Raw genomic sequence first — 18,965 nt, forward strand, 5'->3', positions numbered from 1 at the left:
CGAGAGTTGTGCGCTCTCGGGTTTTTTCTTGGATTTATTTTCCGCAAATGGGCGGCACCAGGACCACACCCCATCCCGTATATTTATCGTGACCAATCTCCGCCGTGTCTTTGGCGTATTTTTTGAAGTACGACTTTATATCGTTGGTCGATTTAACTTTATGATGCTGCATGGCCGCTGCGGCGTAAGCGGTGAAAATAGGGGCAGCAAAGGAGGTGCCGGACATGGCCTTGCCGCCTTTTTTCAAATGTGCTGTCCAAATGTTGACACCCGGGGTGGCAAAATCGATATATTTCCCGGCCGTTGCAAAACGGGCATTGCGGTTATCGCGATCCACCGCTGTAATGGCGATGACGGATGGATAGGCGCTTGGGTAGTTAATCTTTTTGGAAAATGGCCCGCTGTTTCCTGCAGACCCCACAACAATGATGCCTTTTTCATCGGCATGTTTGATCGCGCGCTGGATCAGGGCATTTTTTGATCCGCCAATGCTCATGTTAATGATTGGAACGTTCTGGCTGACCAGCCAGTCAATGGCGCGCATGATGCTGATGGTGCCGCCAATGGGTTTGCCTTTGCTGCCTGCATGAAACACGTTGGCTGCAACAATTTCAGCGCCTGGCAGAACGCCGCTATAAGGCGCATGGCCTGCCATGACAGAAGCAACCGCCGTGCCGTGCCCTGTATTGGCTGTTTGTTTACCTTTATAGAAGAAATTCTTGGTGGTGATTTTGGTGCCATTAAAGGCAGGGTGGCTGGTATCGACAAAGCCATCGATCATCCCAATCTGAATCCCGTTGGAACAGGTGCGCGATTCTTTGTTCCATTTCGCAGCCTTGCGCGCGGTATAGGATTTATCCACTTTGCGGGCCTGATGTTCATAAAGATGATGGGCATCGACCAGAACATCGGGGAATTTCTCTTTATGTTTGTCGCGTCCTTCGTAAGGATGTGCACCATCAGTGATGCGCAGGTGATAGAGTGTCTCCCCTACGCTTTCCAGTTTATGGACTTCAACAACTTCCAGACCAAGATCGCCCAAGTGACGGACATAATCTTTGGGTGGGTCCAGAACGATCAGTTCATCATGATCCATGGGATGGTTATCATGACTGAGAATGCTGTGATCATCGGGCAGGCTGGTGCAGTTGCTTACAAGCAGGGCGCAGGAAAGCGCCAATGTAGATTTCAAGAGAGCATGTTTCATTTCGGCCGATCCTCTTAGATGGGAAGGACAATAGTTTACGTCAAAGACAGCAATCCGGAAACAAGCAATTGTGGTTCGTAATAAGGCGCACTTTGCGGAGTGACCAGACGGGTATCGATCACATGGATGCCTGCCTTTTTAAGCTTTATTTTTGTGTCGCGTTTCAGATCAACACCATTGGTGGTGTCGATAAAAATGAAGTTCAACAGCTTGTTCGCCGGGCAATCTTCGCCCGCATCTTTGCGCAAAATTTCAATCAGTTTGAAAATCGTGTCATCCAAACTCATGCCGATGCATTCTGGATCATTACCCAAACTTGGGAAGTAGACTTTGGGGCACGGATTGTCGCGCACAACTGCGCCTACACCTTTGGGCAAGAGATTGGCGGCAAGGCTGGTGTAAAAGCTACCAGGCGGATAACAGATGATTTCTGCATCATTAATCAGTTCGCGTTTCTTTTTTTGCAGAACAGCTGTGGCTTCCTTATCGCTATCCAGGCTTTCAGCCAGATAGAAATCGACAATGGGGCTGTCCAGTGGGCTGACTTCCTTGCCTGTGATCAGATGCTGACCGACAAGGGTTTCCCCATTTTCAAGTTTTGCTGCCAGATGTAATCTGTCATTGACGGTGGTTGCCACCTGGCCCTGCACATTGACAAGCTTGGAAAACATGAAGATGACTTGATCAAGTTGTCGGTTGTTATTCAGATACCCGCCCGCAATAATCAGATTGCCGATGCTTGCGCCTTTCAGGTTAAACTTTTCCGGCATGGCATCAATGAACATCTGTAAGTGATTGCAGATCAGATTGCGCATGGGGTTTTTGATCACCTTGACCCGTGCGTCTTTGCCCGATGCCATGGCGTTTAGGCGGCTGATCAATTCTTTGCGCTTTTCGTCTTTTGGCAGGCGATAGGCAAAAAGCTGGAAGACTTCGGGATGACCGCTGATGGTATCGTCCGCTAAGGCCATCAATCGGGACCGTAAATCGCCGACCGCGGGCATGTCAAAGGCAGACCTGAGAATGGCTGAACTGCCGCCGCTGTCAAAGGGGGTGACCAGATGGATGGAATTATGGGTGTATTTTTTCAACAGTCGGCTGATATCAGTTAATGCCGTCCCACCGGAAAAAAACAGAACCTTCGGCCCAAGTTCGGGCGCACGCTCATAACGGCGGATGCGCAGCAGGTCGGGCAGGGTAACTTGGCGGCAAACTGTAACTTTTTTCATTTGATCATATCAAACTGTCATAAAACTCGACTACAATAAAAGGTAAGTCTTGGGTCAGGAGTTATTAATTTAGTCCATTTGGCGGAGATGCATTTAAAGAAGGATTAGGCATGGAATTCGCCTAAGTGCTTGCACTTTAAGGATTTCATAACGCGAGCCTTCTTTAAATGCATCCCGTCCCTACGGGATTTGTATAGAATGCCACAACAATAGCGTCAAAGTCTTTTGAAAGTGAATGGCACTTCCTACAAGACTTTTCCTAATCTTGTGGCATTCTATACAAACCAAATTGTACTAAATTAATAACTCCTGACCCTGAAATATCTATAAACTTTTTATGAAATATTAGTGGCCATCCCATGCGTCTGCCAAAAGCCGTTCGCGATAATTTATTATTTTTATTAGCCGAGACAAATTCCCAAATTGCCAATTTCCAGGTGCTTCTCGAAACTCAGGCAACGACAGTTGCTCAGCGTATTCTGGATCGTCGGGGCTATACCTATAATCTTAAAATGCGCATTCATGATGGTTGCGTTGATGCGCTTCGCCATGGGCCAAAGGGCAGTTTGAATGTCTTTTCTCTGCGCGCTGCTGAAGCCATTGCATCTGATCTGGAACGGATCAGCCATATCTGTTTTGAATGTGTGCGCTTTGTTGGCAATATTGATGATGCCAAGGTTCTGAAAAAAAGTGGGATTTCCATTCTGGTGGATGAGGCCCTGCGCGGCATTGAGCTGATTGAACAGGCCATCGATCAGGAAGATACCAAGACCGCTCTGAAGCTGGGCAATATCGAACGCAAGCTGGACAGGCTCTATAACAATATCTTTCGCGCCCATATTAAAGAGATGCGCAAAAGCAAAAAGGCCGAAGATATTGTCACCACGCTGTTTATTGCGCAACGGATCGAAGAAATTGGTGACGTGTTGTTGTCGGTTTCTGAATCGGTTATGTCCGCGCAATTGGGGCAGCCTATGCATATTGATCGTTTTCGCTCCCTCAAAACTGCCTTGTCTGACCTCGGGTTGATTGAGGCAGAGGTGGAACCGATTGCGGAAACCAAATCCGGCAGCGGGATTTCCGGTATCTCGGATAAAACGACGGAAGATGATGGCTATGTTGCGATCTTTAAAGATGGCAAAAAAGAAAAGCTGAAGGAAGAACGCGAAAGTGTGGAAAATTGGCACGAGATATTCCCCGGCCTTGCTCCGCAGATTTTATCCTATAGCAAAAACGGCAAAAATGCATCATTACTGATTGAACATTTGCCAGGCCTGACCTTTGACAAGATCCTGTTGCAGGAAGATGATGAGGTACTGGAAAAGGCCTTAAAGCATCTTTGTAAAACGCTGAAAGCGGTCTGGAAAGAAACCAAACGCAAGAAATCCTTTGCCCCTGATCATATGGGACAGTTGCAAAAGCGTCTGGCCCAGGTGACCGATATTCATTCCTCCTTTGCCACCGCCCCTGTAAAGGTGGGAGAACAGGATGTTTTGTCCCTGACTGATCTGATGGAGAAAGCCAAGGCGCTGGAAGAAAAGATCAGTCCGCCATTTTCCGTTTATATCCATGGGGATTTCAATCTGGATAACATCATCTTTGATGAGGAAGCCAAGAAGATCAAATTCATTGATCTGCATCGTTCCTGCTATCAGGATTACACGCAGGATGTGTCGGTCTTTATGATTTCGAACTACCGTTTGCAGGTGCTGGATCGCAAAACCCGCAAGCGCATCCAGCTTGCGGCTTGCCATATGTATGATTTTGCCCGTGATTTTGCCCATAAGAATGGGGATAAAACATTTGATCTGCGCCTGGCGTTGGGCCTGGCGCGGTCGTTTATTTCTTCAACTCGCTTTATTCTTGATGCGGAATTGGCGAATGCCATGTTCCTGCGTGGAACTTTTATCTTGGAACGGGTTGCGGAATTGGAGGAAAAGGATGTGAATGCCTTTACTCTGCCGATTAAGGAGCTGTTTGCTTAAAATGAACAAAAAGAAAATTGCAGTCATCGGGATTCCCGGTAAATGGTCCACCGAAGTGCTGGCCGATGCTTTGGAAGAACGCACGGGCTTTCGCCTTGTGCTGGATATGGGCGATGTGCGCGCAGACCTGGAAACCAACACCATCTGGGCAGGTGACATAAATCTGTGTGAACTGGATGGTCTGGCGGTTAAAAAAATCAGCCAAGTCTATAGCCCCAGCACATTGGATCGCATTGAACTTTTACGCATTGCCGAACATCATGGCGTGCGGGTCTTTTCAAAAGCAGAAACTATCATCCGTATGATTGATCGCTTGTCCTGTACCGTGACTTTGCGCAATGGCGATATCCCCATGCCGAAGACGCGTGTTTGCGAAGATGTGAACACGGCCTTTGATATCGTAAAAGAATATGGCGCAGCTGTCTTCAAACCGCTTTATTCCACCAAGGCACGCGGGATGTGCATTATCAGTGCTGATAGTGATGATGCGACCATCCGTCACGAGATCGAAGCCTTCAAGGAAGAAAATCCGGTGATGTATATCCAGCAGAAACTGGACCTGCCGGGCCGGGATTACGGTATGGTGTTCCTGGGCGGGAAATATTATGGCACCTATGCCCGTGTTTCCAAAGATGGCAGCTGGAACACCACGATCCATAGCGGCGGTAAATACGCTTTGCATGAGCCACCGCAAAGCACAATTGATCTCGCCAGCAAGGCAGAACGTCTGTTTGGCATGGATTTTACCACCGTTGATGTGGCTGATACGGATGACGGGCCCATCGTGTTTGAAGTCTCTGCTTTTGGTGGGTTTAAAGGCGCGAAAGAAGGTATCGGTATTGATGCCGCTTCCCTTTATGCGGATTATATTCTGGGGGAGCTTGAAAAATGAAAACAGCAACCGAAGCCGTCAAGAAACTGTTAGGCGCAACGCGCATTAACCCTGCGCGTATTACCCTTGATCTGGATGGGTATAACATCGCGGTGCAATCAAATTCGCAGGAATTACTGGATAAACTGCGCCACTATTTTGGCCATTGTATCTCTTTGGCTGAACCGGATTGTTTGATCATCGCAATCAATGGTCCTGCCCCTGACCTGGGTGTGGAATTTATCGATTGGAAGCGTGAGCCGGGAAAATCCGGGCGCAAAGATGCTTTTTATGATCTGGATGATGCGCGTCTGGTGCAGAAAGTGCGCACAGGCATGGTGTTTTTACAAAGCAAAGGTCATCTGATCGCCAGCGGCCCCAGCCTTGAAAATGACAATCAGGTTATCAATTACATTAATGCTCAATATATGAACGTGCTGCAGCAAAAGGGTGCCTTGATCTGTCACGCTTCAGGCCTTGTGCGAAACGGGAAATGTCTGGGCATGGCAGGCTTTTCCGGCGGCGGGAAATCCACCTTGATGCTGAAAATGTTGGAAGAAGAAGGTCTGTCTTATCTGACCAATGACCGTCTGTTCATTCAGGGTAAGAAAGCAACGGGTATCCCAAAACTGCCACGGATCAACCCGGGGACAATTTTGAATAACGAAACCCTGCGCCCCATGCTGTCGGATGGGCGTGCGGCGGAACTGAAAGCTCTGCCGATTGAAGAACTTTGGGATCTGGAAGAAAAATACGATGTGATGGTTGATGAAGTTTATGGGGCAGGCAAGATCACACAGACGGCAGAGCTGGGTGCCTTTTTGATCCTGAACTGGAAACGCGATGGGGATGAACCATTGTCCATCAAACAGGTGGATTTAACAGAACGTCCAGAGTTGCTGCATAAAGCCATCATGAAGTCACCAGGGCCGTTTTATCAATATGGGGATGGGTCGTTCTTTATGGATACGACCGAACTGGATGACCAGCCGTACCTTGAAACACTGGCCAATATCCCCATTTTTGAAGCAAGCGGGACGGTGGATTTTGAAGGGGCGGCCCGTTTCTGTCTTGAGGAAATGTCATGGTAAAAGAGCTTCTGATCATGCGTCATGGTCATGCGAAGAACCAGTCTGCCTATGGTGATTTTGGCCGTGAATTAAAAGATAAGGGCAAACGCAATGCGCAGCGCATGGGTGTTTGGCTGGCGCAAAATGATCTGCGCCCGGACCATGTGATCGCTTCACCTGCCGTGCGCGCCAAACGCACGGCGGAAAAATGCTGCAAGACCTCTGGCCTGCATGTTTCCGTCATTGATTTTGATGAGCGTCTGTTCAACGCCCTGCCACAAACTGTCCTGAATATTATCAAGAAGGCGCCGAAGGATGCGGAACGCTTGATGATTGTCGGTCATAACCCGTCACTTGCCACCATTGTATCCATGTTGTCCGGTGGCTATCACGCGATGGAACCAGCCAGCCTTGCGCATTTTAAGGTGGATGGGAAGTGGGCTGATCTGGATGCCGATTGCTGCACCATGGAAGAACTGGTTTATGCCACCAATTTGCCGGAACTCTTCCCGTTCCCTGATCTGGACAGTACTGAATTGCGCGTGCGTCCGGCCTATTATTATACCCAGTCCTGCGTGGTGCCTTACCGCGTGCAGGATGGGCAATTGGAAGTGATGATCATTTCCAGTTCCAAGAATAAACATTGGGTGGTGCCAAAGGGGATTCATGACCCGGGCCTGTCTGCCCAAGCTTCTGCTGCCAACGAAGCGTTTGAAGAAGCCGGCGTGCTCGGTGATGTCAAAGACGGCATTATGGGGACCTATTCGTACCCTAAATGGGATGCGACCTGCGAAGTCAGTGTCTTTGCCATGAAAGTCACACGCGAACTGGATGACACCCAATGGGAAGAAAGCCATCGCATGCGCCGCTGGGTAAATGCCCAAAGTGCGGCTCAACTGGTCAATAACCCGGACCTTGCGACCATCGTTGCGACTTTGCCTGATTTCTTAAGCGATAAAACCTCATGACCAGTCAGTATTTTGCTTTTATCCGTCATGGGGATTACCACCAGATGTCCGGTGCGCCCAGTGCCTATCAACCTTTCGGTCTGACAGAAGATGCCAAAATTCAGGTGGCGGAAAGCCTGGATATTCTTGAAGAAATTGTTGTTGAACAGGGCTTTGTACTGAACCCGGTGATTGACAGTTCCACGCTCTTGCGCGCCTGGCAGACGGCTGAGATTTATCGGGAAAATCTCGATGGTGTCAAACGGGTGAACAGTTTTGATTGTCTGGCCGAACGCGGTGTTGGCGCGGTTGCGAACCTGACGACCGACGCCATTGAACAAATTCTGGAAGACGATCCCCGCTTTGAAGCCCCGCCTGAAAACTGGAAATCCAACAGTCATTACCGTCTGCCGTTTATTGGCGCTGAAAGTCTGATGGAAGCGGGTGCGCGCGTGGCAAAACATGTGCGTGATACTTTGCGCAAACAAACAGTGAAGGAAGGCGAAAAGCAGTTGAAACTGTTTGTCGGCCATGGCGCTGCGTTTCGTCATGCGGCCCACCATCTGGGTGTTTTGAGCTTTGATGAGATCGCTAAACTGTCCATGTATCATTCCAGCCCGGTGGTGTTTGAACTGAACAAACTTGGCAAATACCACCATGTGGCGGGCAACTGGAAAATCAGAACGCCCAAAGAAGGCTTTACGGATTAAACTTGAGATGACGAAACTGAAATCAAATCGCCTGCGCCCGCACTACCATGGTAAATCCTGGCTGGATGTGCCTTTGCCGCGCGAGGTACGCGACTGGACCCATGGCGGGGTGAAATCGATTGCCGATAGCGATGGCGGCAAGGCCAAGCTGGCGACGGTTTTAAAAGATTTGAACAAGACCAAGGCTTGGAAATTCCCCAAGCGCCGTCATTATTTTTTCTCCGACCTGCATGGTGACCCGGAAGCCTTTGCGGCTTCGCTTGTTGCCTGTGGCGGGGTGAAAAAGACGGGGGAGAAACCATGCGATTTTGTCTTGAGTGAGCAGGGTAAACTGGCGAACTTCATCATTGGCGGGGATTGTTTTGATAAAGGTCCAAGTTCTCTTGGCTTGTTGCGCACCATTCAGCATTTGAAGAAACAGGGTGCACGGGTGCGTGTGCTGGCGGGCAACCACGATGTGCGCGTTCTGTTTGGCATGGTCAGTGTGGGCCATGAACAAACGGTGGAAAGTGAATATTTCTTTATCCGCACAGGCCAGAAGATCATCCCGTTGTTAAAAGAGATTGTGGATGAATATCTCTCTGGCAAGCAGGCACTAAAGGGTATTCCCAGCAAAAAGGAATGCCGCCGTCGCCTTTATCCATCCAAGGGTTGGTTTGACGCATTTCCGCAAGTCGCAGAAGGCCGGATTTCTGCCCCGCAAATCGAACGGGAACTCAGCCGTATCCGCAAGAAATTCGATAGTTTTGAAGATAAATGTGAACAGGCGGGGCTTTCCCTGCGTCAGGTTTACGCGGCTGTTGAAAAATGGAAAGAACTGTTTCTGGATCCGAAAGGGGAGTTTTACTGGTTTTACCGTCGTATGCGTCTGGTCTATCGCAATGGGTCTTTCCTGTTTGTGCATGCGGGGCTGGACAATAAAATCGCCAAGTTCCTGAATGAGGGTGGGGAAAAGGAAATGAACCGAGCTTTCCGGGCTGCGTTGAAGGCCAGCCCGTTTGATTTTTATTATGGCTCCATGTGCAACACGGTGCGCACCAAATACCGTAATGTGGATCATCCTTTCAGTGACAAAGGGGCGCGTCATGTGCGTCGCGCAGGCATCAGTGCGGTAATCCATGGTCATCGCAACTTGCATAATGGACAGCGCATCGCACTTCGTCGATCCATGATCAATTTTGAATGCGACACCAGCCTGGATCGTCATACGCGTGAGAAAGAAAAGGTGCGTGGTCGCGGGGCATCCGTGACCATCATTGAACCGAAAGGGAAAATCCTGGGGGTTTCCAGTGATTACCCTTATATCAAAATGTTTGATCCCGAACTGACGCTGAAAGCTTTGTCAGCACCCAAAAAAGAAAGACGCAAAAGATGAAACACTCCAACCGTTTTAGACATGAATCCCTGCAAAGCCCGGACTCGATCAAAGGGCTGTTAAAGGCGCTGACCAACGGGATCGGCAAAGGCAAGGTCGTTCTGGAAGATGATAACGGCAATATGATTTTGGAACCGGAAGGTCTTTTGCATTTAAAGATCAGCGCCAATCAGGATGATGATCGCAATCGTATAAATATCAAAATCTCCTGGCAGGGGGAAAACAACATTCCGAAGAAAAAAGATTTAAAAATCACCGATAAGTAGGTAGCTTGCTCTTTAGGACTTAAAGGGGAAAGCGGGCTTATTGATGGATTGCAGTGTTCTATATCTGGCAGACCGGGCCATCACGTTTGAATTCGGGGATGAAATATCCATCGATATCAATCGCTATATTCTGGTCGTCCATCACATGCTGAAAGAAGAAATCAGCCAGGGCCATATGGCGGGGCTGATTGAAACGGTCCCGACTTTTCGCTCCCTCACTGTCCATTACGATCCTTTGAAAACCCTGCCTGATGAGGTTGAGGCATTGGTGCGTCCCTATCTGGTCAAAGCCGATCACGTATTAGAAGAGGCCAATCATTGGGACCTGCCTTGTTGCTATGACCTGAGCGTGGCCCCTGATCTGGAAGAAGTGGCTGTGATGAAAGGGGTGGCGGTTGATGAAATTGTCAAAGCCCATGCGCGTATTGAATATGATGTCTTTATGCTGGGTTTCCTCCCCGGATTTGGTTTTATGGGGGTGACAGATCCGTTGCTGCAACTGCCACGCCGCGCAGAACCCAGAACGGCTGTGCCCAAAGGATCGGTTGCCATCGCTAATCAACTGACCGCTGTTTATCCGTCGGTCAGTCCGGGCGGATGGCACTTGATCGGGCGGATGCCTGTACCGCTTTTTGATTTGTCACGCGACGCACCGATGATGCTTGCAGCCGGGGATCGGGTGAAATTTTATCCCATTTCCAGACAAGAATATGACAGGATCGAACAAGCAGTTGGTCAGTCAGATTATTCTGTAGAACGCCACTGTCGGCGTTATCAGTGACTTTTTGACCTGATTTCAAGGTGATTCGAAAAATTATTACAGCCAAGGCTTGGCAGTGGTGCCTAGTTGCGGGTAAGATAGAGGCCAGCATAATTTAAGAACCACGCAATCGGGCGATTGCATCGGTTACCGTAGGAGTTTTTGATGTCCGAGCAGGCAGATATGGAAGTATTGGCGGAACAGATCCGTCACTTGGTTGAATATATTACCAAGATTAAGGCTGAACTTGCGGCAATCAAACACCCGAAATCTTCTGTTGATCACTTCAACACGGTTGCAGAACAGCTTAACACAATCTGTGAAACAACCGAGGAAGCCACCAATACGATTATGGAATCGGCAGAAGGCATTCTGACCGCTGTGGATGATCTCAGCGCCAACGTCAAATATGATGAAGCGCAAAATTCCTGTAATACCATCATGGACAGCACCAACAAAATCTTTGAATCCTGTTCTTTCCATGATCTGACGGGTCAGCGGATTTCCAAGATCGTACGCATCATGAACCGCCTGGAAGGCACGCTGGACAGTCTGGTGGACATCGTCGGTGTGGATGGTATTGAAAATATGCCGATTAATTCTGATGAAACTATTGAAGATGTCATCGGCATGAAAGACGGTGATATCGCCATGCATGGTCCGCAAACCATGAAAGAAAGTGTTTCCCAGGACGATATTGATGCCTTGTTTGGCGGAGGTGGCAGCGGTGGCGGTGCAGCCCCGGCCCCGGCGCAATCCTCGCAAGCAGATATTGACAATATGTTCGATAATCCGGCTCCAGCTGCTGAAGCTGCGCCTGCGCAATCCTCGCAAGCAGATATCGACAGCATGTTTGATAATCCTGAACCAGCCCCTGCGACCAAGGAAGAAAAGCCGAAAGAGGAAGTCAGCCTTCCTGCAGGCGGTGAAGCTTCCCAGGATGATATCGATAAATTATTTGGTTAAGCCTGAACGCTTAGAACAAGCGCCATTTTTTGCTTTTTTTGGACGTTTCTGTCAGCCAGCTTTCTGGTTCCTGCTCTTCTGCGGGAACGGGTTGTTCTGCGCGCGTCAAGGGCGCATGACGTCTGCTGCGATATTCCACTTCCACCAGATAATTGATGGACTGAAAATCTTCTTTTGGCATGCCCGCTTTATCATAAAGGGCAGAAAATCCGCGCTCTCCGGGGTCCTTGATCAGGGTGCGGGCAGCATCCACCGGGATATTGACCCGGTCTGCCATGGCATATTCAAAAAAGGCGCGATCCCCAATTTCAAGGGCGCGGAAGATCAGTTCCGTTGACAGGCGGCCTTGTTTGGATAGCTCTTGCACCAGCGTTTCTGCATCCCGTGTGGATAAAGGGTCGGCCAGCAGGCGACGCACGGCATCTTCGCGTGATTCCAACACCATTTTTTCGACCAGCACGGTGGGGACAGGATGGTTGGCAATCAGATAGGCTTTTAACTGTTCACTGACCAGATTGACCATGCGCTGGATGATGCGTTTGGGCAGTTTGTGACGCTGGGCCATGCTGGTATGAATGGCTGGGCTGTTGTTAAAGCGGTCCAGCACAGCTTCATAGGTTTCATCCACCAGTTCCGCCCCTTCATTTTTAAGCAGCGACTCGACAACCGCTTCACCGCATTCTTCCGCTAAAGTGTGGGAAAGTACGGGACTTAGGGTTTTGCGGTGTGTGATTGCCATCTGGCGGCCCACATCCCCTGTGCGCGCCAGTGCAATTAAATCTTTGTCATCCAGCAGGGTGCTGAATTCAATCATCGGAAGGCCGACTTCGATCACATCGTTGGCAAGCTGAATAGCCAGGTCTTTTGGAATGTCAGGGCAGTTTTTAATGGCTTTGGACAGGGTTTGGCGCACTGTCAGATTGACGTCTTCTGCCAGCTTCTGACAGATCGCAACGGCAAGTTCTTCCTCTGTTTCCGACAGGGTGCCTGTGGTCAGGTTATGGCCAATTTTCTGCGCCAGAACGGCCCGACGTTCCGGCGAAGCATCGTCGTATAAGGCCTGTACGTCATTCTGCGTGACTTCCGACATCTTAGTAGAGTTTCCCGAGTTCCAGTTAATCACAAGTATAGGCAAAATTTGCCTATTTGCATAGTTTAGAATCTTTGAAACAGATAGGAAGTGACGGCTATCACTCTCTATCCGAGTTAAGGGTACTTCATATTTTTGATCATTTTAGACGAAAAAGAGCCATTGCAGTGCAAAAAATGTTGTTTTCGTAAGGCAGACCTCTTAAAAACTCCCTTCCGATTTCGCCACATAACTATAGGAGACGTCCTGTGAGCAACTTGTCTTTGGCCAAAGATAAAATCCGCATTCTGTTATTGGAAGGCGTTCATGAAAACGCGGTTCGTGTTTTTGAACAAGCCGGCTACAGCAACATCGAATTCCATAAGAAAGCTTTGGATGAAGCGGTTCTGAAAGAAAAGATCAAAGATGCCCATATCGTTGGCATCCGCTCACGCACGCAATTGTCCGAAGAAGTTCTGCAAACAGCGGAAAAACTTTTCTCTGTTGGTTGCTTCTGTATTGGGACAAACCAGGTTGATCTGCGCACAGCCCTTTCTAAAGGTGTACCTGTCTTTAACGCGCCTTATTCTAACACCCGTTCTGTGGCGGAACTGGTCTTGGGTGAAGCCATCATGTTGATGCGCGGCATTCCGGCTAAATCGGCAAGCTGTCATGAAGGTGGCTGGATGAAATCTGCAGCCGGGTCTTACGAAGTGCGCGGCAAGACTTTAGGCATCATCGGATACGGCCATATCGGCAGCCAACTGTCCATTTTGGCAGAAGCGCTGGGCTTCAAGGTTGTTTTCTATGATGTGGTTAACAAACTGCCATTGGGGAATGCAACTGCTTGTGAAAGCATGGACCAGCTGCTGCAGATGTCTGACATCGTCAGTCTGCATGTGCCAGACACACCGGAAACACGCAATATGATCGGTGCGCGTGAACTGGGCGAAATGAAAGCAGGTGCGCACTTTATCAACGCAGCGCGTGGTCAGGTTGTTGATATTCCGGCCCTTGCTGATGCGATCAAGAGCGAACATCTGGCAGGTGCTGCCATCGACGTGTTCCCGGTTGAACCAAAAGGAGCGGATGACGAATTCGTTTCCGAACTGCGTGGCCTGACAAATGTGATCCTGACTCCACATATTGGCGGTTCTACACAGGAAGCCCAAGCCAACATCGGTACAGAAGTGGCTGAAAAGCTGGTTAAGTATTCTGATGATGGCTCCACGTTTGGTGCGGTGAATTTCATGGAAGTATCCCTGCCTGTTAAGGGGGCGGGCACACGCTTTATGCATATCCACGAAAACAAACCAGGTGTTATGGCCCGTATCGCCGAGATCATGAGCGAGCATGGCTTCAACATCACAGGTCAGTTCCTGCAGACCGATGGTGAATTTGGTTATGTGGTTGTGGATGTGGATGCGGATATCGAACAGGGCCAGGGCATCCGCCAGGCACTGCGCGATATTCCGGGTACAATTCGTCTGCGTTTCCTGCGCTAGAAATAGATTATCTTTTCACAAATTTGTGAAATAGTTGATTTATTTACTCAGGTATGGCAATCCATGTGGTCTATGCATACGTATAGATCACAGTGAATGTCCAATCTGAAAGGAATGTCTCGTGAGCACGAAACCAAAACTCGATATCGTTGGTGGCCGCCCAAGCCGTGAAGAAGCCGAAGAAGCCGTACGGACTTTGATCCGTTGGGCAGGTGATGACCATACCCGCGAAGGGTTACTGGGCACGCCGGATCGGGTGGTGCGTTCTTATGAAGAATTCTTTGCAGGTTACGAACAGGATCCGTCAGACATCCTGAAGCGCACCTTTGAAGAAACCGATGGCTATGATGAAATGGTCTTGCTGCGCGATATCCGTTTTGAATCCCATTGTGAACATCACATGGTGCCGATTCTGGGTAAGGCCCATGTGGCTTATATGCCGAAAAATCGCGTGGTCGGTATTTCCAAGCTCGCTCGTGTGGTTGAAGTTTATGCCAAGCGCCTGCAAATTCAGGAAAAGATGACTGCCCAGGTTGCCAACGTCATTCAGGACGTACTGGAACCTCATGGGGTTGCGGTGGTGATCGAAGCCCAGCACCAGTGTATGACGACGCGCGGTGTCTATAAGCCGGGCGTAACCATGGTGACATCGCGTATGTTGGGTGCGTTCCGCGATAATCTTGCGACGCGCAAAGAATTCCTCGCCATGATCGGTAATCCGGCCAGCGGTCAATCCGTCGGGGCTTATTAAGATATTTAAGCGTCATTCCTGCGCAGGCAGGAATCTTTTCAGGTAGTCATAAGCCCTCTGCCTTCGCAGGGGGGGGACGCTGTAGGCAGCCCTTACAAAGGCACATTTAAGTTGACCTTCACCCGGTCGGCCACAATGCTGGAATGATAGCGCCGAACGTTTGGCGCATCGGCAAAGTGGGCGCGGGTGAACTGGTCATATTCCTGCATACTGTCCAAAGACAAGATCACGATGAAATCTACTTCGCCTGTCACATAATAACATTGCTGCACGCAATCCAGTGACAGCATGGACTGGCGAAAATCATCCAGCAAATCACCGCGCACATTGTCCAGTTTTACATCGACAATGGCTTGTACTTTGTTGCTCAGAACCTTGGAAGACAAAATAGCGATGTCGGCTTCAATGACGCCTTCTGTGCGCAGGCGTTTGAGGCGGCGCTGAACGGATGATCGGCTGGACCCCACCTTTTCTGCGAGGATTTCCGCAGAAAGCCTGTTGTTTTGCTGCAAGAGATTCAGCAAACGGCGATCGATCTGGTCCAATTCTGTGGGTAATTTGCTCATTTTATCGCCTTTATTGACACAAAATACCCGCATTCGGGTTATGTTTGGGTACATTACTTTGTGGGTTCTGGCAAACTAAATGTAACAAAGGAATTCACTTTCAAAAGGAAAACGTCATGGAAATCAAACGCCCTTACCTCCTGTTTCTCGGGGATGCTGCGGACCCGTTGGCTGCCAAAGTTGCGCAAGGCATCAAAGACTGGCGCCCGGAAAATGCATTGGCACAGTTCCGCCTTGAAGGCTGCAAAGCTGACCTGGGTCTGACGGACATGACCATTGAAGAAGCCATTGCTGCTGGTGCTGAAACCATGGTGATTGGTGTGGCCAACCGGGGTGGCGTGATTTCTGATGCCTGGATCAAAGTGTTGAAAGAAGCGTTGGAAGCTGGTCTTGATCTGGCGGCTGGTCTTCACAATAAACTGGCAGACGTGTCGGAATTGAAGGAAGCAGCCGACAAGTTGGGGCGTAAACTGTTTGACGTGCGCCATCCAACTGAAGTGTACCCTGTTGCCAGCGGTAAAAAACGCACAGGTAAACGTCTGCTGCCCATCGGGACCGATTGTTCCTGCGGGAAAATGTATACGGCCCTTGCTTTAGAAAAAGAAATGCGTGGCCGTGGCATGAAGGCGGATTTCCGCGCGACAGGCCAGACAGGTATCCTGATTACAGGCTCTGGCGTTTCTATTGATGCGGTGGCGGCTGATTTTATCTCAGGCTCCGTTGAAACCATTTCGCCTGACAATGATGTGGACCACTGGGATCTCATCGAAGGGCAGGGATCGCTTTATCATGCCTCATTTGCGGGGGTGACAACGGGCCTGATCCATGGCGCGCAGGCTGATGCGCTGGTTCTGTGTCATGAACCAACCCGCACACACATGCGCGGCCTGCCGGATTATCCGGTACCAAGCATTGATGATGTGATGTCTTTGGGCCTGCAAATGGCACAACTGACTAATAAGGATGCAAAATTCGTCGGGATTTGTGTGAATACCTCGCAGCTTTCCGAAGCTGAGGCCGAAGCTTACCTGAAAGAAACCGAAGCCAAATACAATCTGCCCTGTGTGGATCCTGTACGTAACGGTGTGGGCCGCATCGTGGATGCGCTTTCATGAGCATTGAACTGAAGGTTCAGCATACCTCCTGGCCCATCGCAGGCAGTTTCACTATTTCACGCGGCACCAAAACGTCTGCTGAAGTGGTGATGGTGGAACTGTCCGAAGACGGTTTTACGGGCCGTGGCGAATGCGTGCCCTATGCGCGCTATGGCGAAACCGTTCAATCCGTCACCGACCAGATTATGGAACTGCAAGCCGATCTGAAAAATGGTCTGGACCGGGTGAGTTTGCAAAAGATCATGAAGGCAGGTGCAGCCCGTAACGCCGTTGATTGCGCCTTCTGGGATCTGGAAGCCAAACAGGCGGGCAAGCGCGTCTGGGATCTGGTTGGTCTGTCTGATATGTCCAACCTGACAACAGCTTATACATTGTCACTGGAAAGCCCTGAAATGATGGGGCAGAAGGCGAAAGAGAATGCGCACCTGCCTTTGCTTAAGCTGAAACTGGCCGGACCGGATGATCTGGATCGGGTGGCGGCTGTCAGAAATGGCGCACCTAATTCTCGCATCATCGTGGATGCCAACGAAGGCTGGACGGCTGAAGTTTATCAGGACCTGGCCCCAAAACTGGTGGAGCTGGGCGTCGAAATGATCGAACAACCCTTGCCCGCAGGTGAGGATGAGGTTTTGCGCGATATGGTGCGGCCTGTTGCGGTTTGTGCGGACGAATCGTGCCATGGTCTGGCGTCCCTTGCTGATATTGAAGGCAAATATGACATGATCAATATCAAGCTGGATAAAACCGGCGGCCTGACCGAAGCTTTGCTTTTAAAAGAAGCGGCTGAAAAGGCAGGCCTGGAAATTATGGTCGGCTGTATGCTGGGGCCTTCGCTTGCCATGGCCCCTGCCATGGTGGTGGGGCAAGGGGCAAAGGTGGTTGATCTGGACGGGCCATTATTGCTGGCAAAAGACCATGAAGCTGCATTAGAATTTAACAATGGGATTATGACCCCGCCGAACTCGGCGCTTTGGGGCTAGAGAGAATAAAAGGATAGATGTAATGAGCCGTACTGTTTACGTAAATGGCCAGTTTGTACCGGAAAATGAAGCGCAGATTTCGGTCTTTGACCGTGGGTTTCTGTTTGCCGATGGGGTCTATGAAGTTTGTTCTGTCCTGAAGGGCAAGCTGCTGGAAACCGAAGGCCATGTGGCCCGCCTGCATCGTTCCATGAATGAACTGGATATCGAAGCCCCTTGTTCAGACGAGGAATTGCTCGCGGCTATGGAAAAGCTGGTGGCGGACAACAACATCGAAGAAGGTCTGGTTTACCTGCAGGTGACACGTGGGGCGGCAGACCGTGATTTTGCTTATCCTAAAGATGCGAAATCCACGCTGGTGATGTTTACCCAGGTTAAAGCGCTGCTGGACAACCCGATTGCGGATAAAGGCGTCAGTGTTGTGACCCTGCCTGATCTGCGCTGGGCACGCCGCGATATTAAAACTGTTGGCCTGCTTTATCCTTGTATGGCGAAGATGGAAGCCAAATCTCGCGGCGCTGATGATGCCTGGATGCTGGATGAAGACGGTTTTGTCACAGAAGGCACATCGAACAACGCCTATATCGTGACCGAAGACAATGTGATTGTGACGCGTCACATCAGCAACAGTATCTTAAACGGCATTACACGTCGTTCTGTCCTTGCTTTGGCAGAAGAACTGGACATGAAAATCGAACAGCGGCCTTTTACCCCAGAAGAAGCTTACGCGGCGAAAGAAGCGTTCTTTACCTCGGCTTCCGCTTTCACCATGCCTGTGGTGAAAATTGATGATGCGGTGCTGGGTGATGGCACACCGGGAGAAATCACCAAGAAGTTGCGTCAGAAATATATCGATCTCTCGTTGTCGCTTTAATTGTAAAATTGGTGTCATTCCCGCGAAAGCAGGAACCCGGGATAATGACTGTTTTCTGGGTCCCCGCTTTTGCGGGGATGAAGCTGAGTAACGACTCAACTTCTCATAGGGTGACAGCCGTCACAGACAGGCATGTCTTTCTCTGTAATTATTCTAAACAACTGTTGGAGATTATGGAGAAAGGCAATGCATGACAATCTCTACGACTTATCAAAAAATGATGAACGCAAAATGATTGCGGTGCTGATGGTCATAACATTTATGATGCTCAGCTACCTCGGCGTTAAAGTATACGAGCGCCAGTTTGTTGAAGATGAAGTAAATCCACCTGCAACATCCGTGGAATCCAATCTCAACGCAATTGCAGAGGGTTGGAAGAAAAGATAATACGGATCGCCAAACCGTATAACTTTGGTTTATAGGGCATTTATTATCCAGAAGGTCCAATTTATCTGAGCCTTCAAGTAGGGTTTATGTCTCGGACATTGATAAGAAAAACCGAGCAAAGGAATAGACCCCATGAGTTACGAAATGCCCAATATCACGAAAAAAAGTGAAGCGCGCATGACCGTTTTTGTGGCCCTGATCACCCTTCTTTTATTGGGGTATCTGGGTGTTAAGATTTACGAGCGCAAAACCGCCCCGGTTGACAGCGCGGTGGGGCAATCTTTGAAAACCAAACTCAGTTCCTTTTCCAGCGGGTTTAAAAAGTAGCCTTT

20 protein-coding genes are annotated in these 18,965 nt (G+C 49.6%); 16 read left to right on the plus strand and 4 right to left on the minus strand.

From position 1 onward, the window contains the following. Positions 1-34: 34 nt before the first annotated feature. Both RYZ26_RS01385 and RYZ26_RS01390 read right to left on the minus strand, forming a co-directional pair. Entirely contained in the window at positions 35-1,207 is a 1,173-nt protein-coding gene (locus RYZ26_RS01385; RefSeq protein WP_317681333.1) for a S8 family serine peptidase, read from the minus strand. Positions 1,208-1,242: 35 nt separating this feature from the next. After that, positions 1,243-2,436 (minus strand): GAK system CofD-like protein, encoded by a 1,194-nt coding sequence (locus RYZ26_RS01390; protein ID WP_317681334.1) that lies wholly within the window; start codon positions 2,434-2,436, stop codon positions 1,243-1,245. A 359-nt stretch (positions 2,437-2,795) separates the two neighbouring features. Here RYZ26_RS01390 and RYZ26_RS01395 point away from each other — a divergent pair, with 359 nt between their 5' ends. From RYZ26_RS01395 to RYZ26_RS01435, 9 genes are all read left to right on the plus strand, one after another. After that, positions 2,796-4,421: a PhoU domain-containing protein gene (locus tag RYZ26_RS01395; protein ID WP_317681335.1), complete on the plus strand. Its 1,626-nt coding sequence runs from the start codon at positions 2,796-2,798 to the stop codon at positions 4,419-4,421. Between the two features lies 1 nt (position 4,422). After that, positions 4,423-5,313, plus strand: a complete 891-nt coding sequence (locus RYZ26_RS01400) for a GAK system ATP-grasp enzyme (protein ID WP_317681336.1) — start codon at positions 4,423-4,425, stop codon at positions 5,311-5,313. Then, on the plus strand, positions 5,310-6,383 hold the full coding sequence (locus tag RYZ26_RS01405; protein WP_317681337.1) for an HprK-related kinase B: 1,074 nt from the start codon (positions 5,310-5,312) through the stop codon (positions 6,381-6,383). The genes RYZ26_RS01400 and RYZ26_RS01405 overlap by 4 nt, the downstream gene beginning before the upstream one ends. Beyond that, positions 6,377-7,330: a histidine phosphatase family protein gene (locus tag RYZ26_RS01410; RefSeq protein ID WP_317681338.1), complete on the plus strand. Its 954-nt coding sequence runs from the start codon at positions 6,377-6,379 to the stop codon at positions 7,328-7,330. The genes RYZ26_RS01405 and RYZ26_RS01410 overlap by 7 nt, the downstream gene beginning before the upstream one ends. After that, positions 7,327-8,019 (plus strand): histidine phosphatase family protein, encoded by a 693-nt coding sequence (locus RYZ26_RS01415; RefSeq protein ID WP_317681339.1) that lies wholly within the window; start codon positions 7,327-7,329, stop codon positions 8,017-8,019. The genes RYZ26_RS01410 and RYZ26_RS01415 overlap by 4 nt, the downstream gene beginning before the upstream one ends. A gap of 7 nt (positions 8,020-8,026) precedes the next feature. After that, a complete protein-coding gene (locus tag RYZ26_RS01420) occupies positions 8,027-9,394 on the plus strand; it encodes a metallophosphoesterase family protein (RefSeq protein ID WP_317681340.1) in 1,368 nt (455 codons plus the stop codon). Then, the gene (locus RYZ26_RS01425; protein ID WP_317681341.1) at positions 9,391-9,660 is read left to right on the plus strand and encodes an amphi-Trp domain-containing protein; all 270 of its coding nucleotides are present in this window, start codon (positions 9,391-9,393) and stop codon (positions 9,658-9,660) included. Before RYZ26_RS01420 ends, RYZ26_RS01425 begins: the two co-directional genes overlap by 4 nt. A 43-nt stretch (positions 9,661-9,703) precedes the next feature. Continuing rightward, the gene (gene pxpB / locus RYZ26_RS01430) at positions 9,704-10,441 is read left to right on the plus strand and encodes a 5-oxoprolinase subunit PxpB (protein ID WP_317681342.1); all 738 of its coding nucleotides are present in this window, start codon (positions 9,704-9,706) and stop codon (positions 10,439-10,441) included. A 144-nt stretch (positions 10,442-10,585) separates the two neighbouring features. Further along, positions 10,586-11,386, plus strand: coding sequence for a hypothetical protein (locus tag RYZ26_RS01435; protein ID WP_317681344.1), 801 nt, complete (start codon positions 10,586-10,588; stop codon positions 11,384-11,386). 10 nt (positions 11,387-11,396) lie between these two features. Here the strand turns inward: RYZ26_RS01435 and RYZ26_RS01440 are convergent, their stop codons facing one another. Next, positions 11,397-12,476: a DUF2336 domain-containing protein gene (locus tag RYZ26_RS01440; RefSeq protein WP_317681345.1), complete on the minus strand. Its 1,080-nt coding sequence runs from the start codon at positions 12,474-12,476 to the stop codon at positions 11,397-11,399. Between the two features lie 248 nt (positions 12,477-12,724). Here RYZ26_RS01440 and serA point away from each other — a divergent pair, with 248 nt between their 5' ends. Both serA and folE read left to right on the plus strand, forming a co-directional pair. After that, positions 12,725-13,960 (plus strand): phosphoglycerate dehydrogenase, encoded by a 1,236-nt coding sequence (gene serA / locus RYZ26_RS01445; RefSeq protein ID WP_317681346.1) that lies wholly within the window; start codon positions 12,725-12,727, stop codon positions 13,958-13,960. Between the two features lie 121 nt (positions 13,961-14,081). After that, positions 14,082-14,711, plus strand: a complete 630-nt coding sequence (gene folE / locus RYZ26_RS01450) for a GTP cyclohydrolase I FolE (protein ID WP_317681347.1) — start codon at positions 14,082-14,084, stop codon at positions 14,709-14,711. Between the two features lie 92 nt (positions 14,712-14,803). Here the strand turns inward: folE and RYZ26_RS01455 are convergent, their stop codons facing one another. Then, complete coding sequence (locus RYZ26_RS01455; protein ID WP_317681348.1) at positions 14,804-15,277, minus strand: Lrp/AsnC family transcriptional regulator; 474 nt, start codon at positions 15,275-15,277, stop codon at positions 14,804-14,806. Positions 15,278-15,393: 116 nt separating this feature from the next. Between RYZ26_RS01455 and dgcN the strand changes: the two genes are divergently transcribed. From dgcN to RYZ26_RS01480, 5 genes are all read left to right on the plus strand, one after another. After that, entirely contained in the window at positions 15,394-16,392 is a 999-nt protein-coding gene (gene dgcN / locus RYZ26_RS01460; protein ID WP_317681349.1) for an N-acetyltransferase DgcN, read from the plus strand. After that, positions 16,389-17,372 carry an N-acetyl-D-Glu racemase DgcA gene (gene dgcA, locus RYZ26_RS01465; RefSeq protein WP_317681350.1) on the plus strand — a complete coding sequence of 328 codons (984 nt, stop codon included), beginning with the start codon at positions 16,389-16,391 and terminating at the stop codon, positions 17,370-17,372. Before dgcN ends, dgcA begins: the two co-directional genes overlap by 4 nt. A 22-nt stretch (positions 17,373-17,394) precedes the next feature. After that, positions 17,395-18,246 carry a D-amino-acid transaminase gene (locus RYZ26_RS01470; RefSeq protein WP_317681351.1) on the plus strand — a complete coding sequence of 284 codons (852 nt, stop codon included), beginning with the start codon at positions 17,395-17,397 and terminating at the stop codon, positions 18,244-18,246. Between the two features lie 186 nt (positions 18,247-18,432). Then, positions 18,433-18,633, plus strand: a complete 201-nt coding sequence (locus RYZ26_RS01475; protein ID WP_317681352.1) for a hypothetical protein — start codon at positions 18,433-18,435, stop codon at positions 18,631-18,633. 132 nt (positions 18,634-18,765) lie between these two features. Continuing rightward, entirely contained in the window at positions 18,766-18,960 is a 195-nt protein-coding gene (locus RYZ26_RS01480; RefSeq protein ID WP_317681353.1) for a hypothetical protein, read from the plus strand. Positions 18,961-18,965: the final 5 nt, after the last annotated feature.

It is taken from the genome of Terasakiella sediminum, assembly GCF_033100395.1.
Classification (GTDB): Bacteria; Pseudomonadota; Alphaproteobacteria; order Rhodospirillales; family Terasakiellaceae; genus Terasakiella.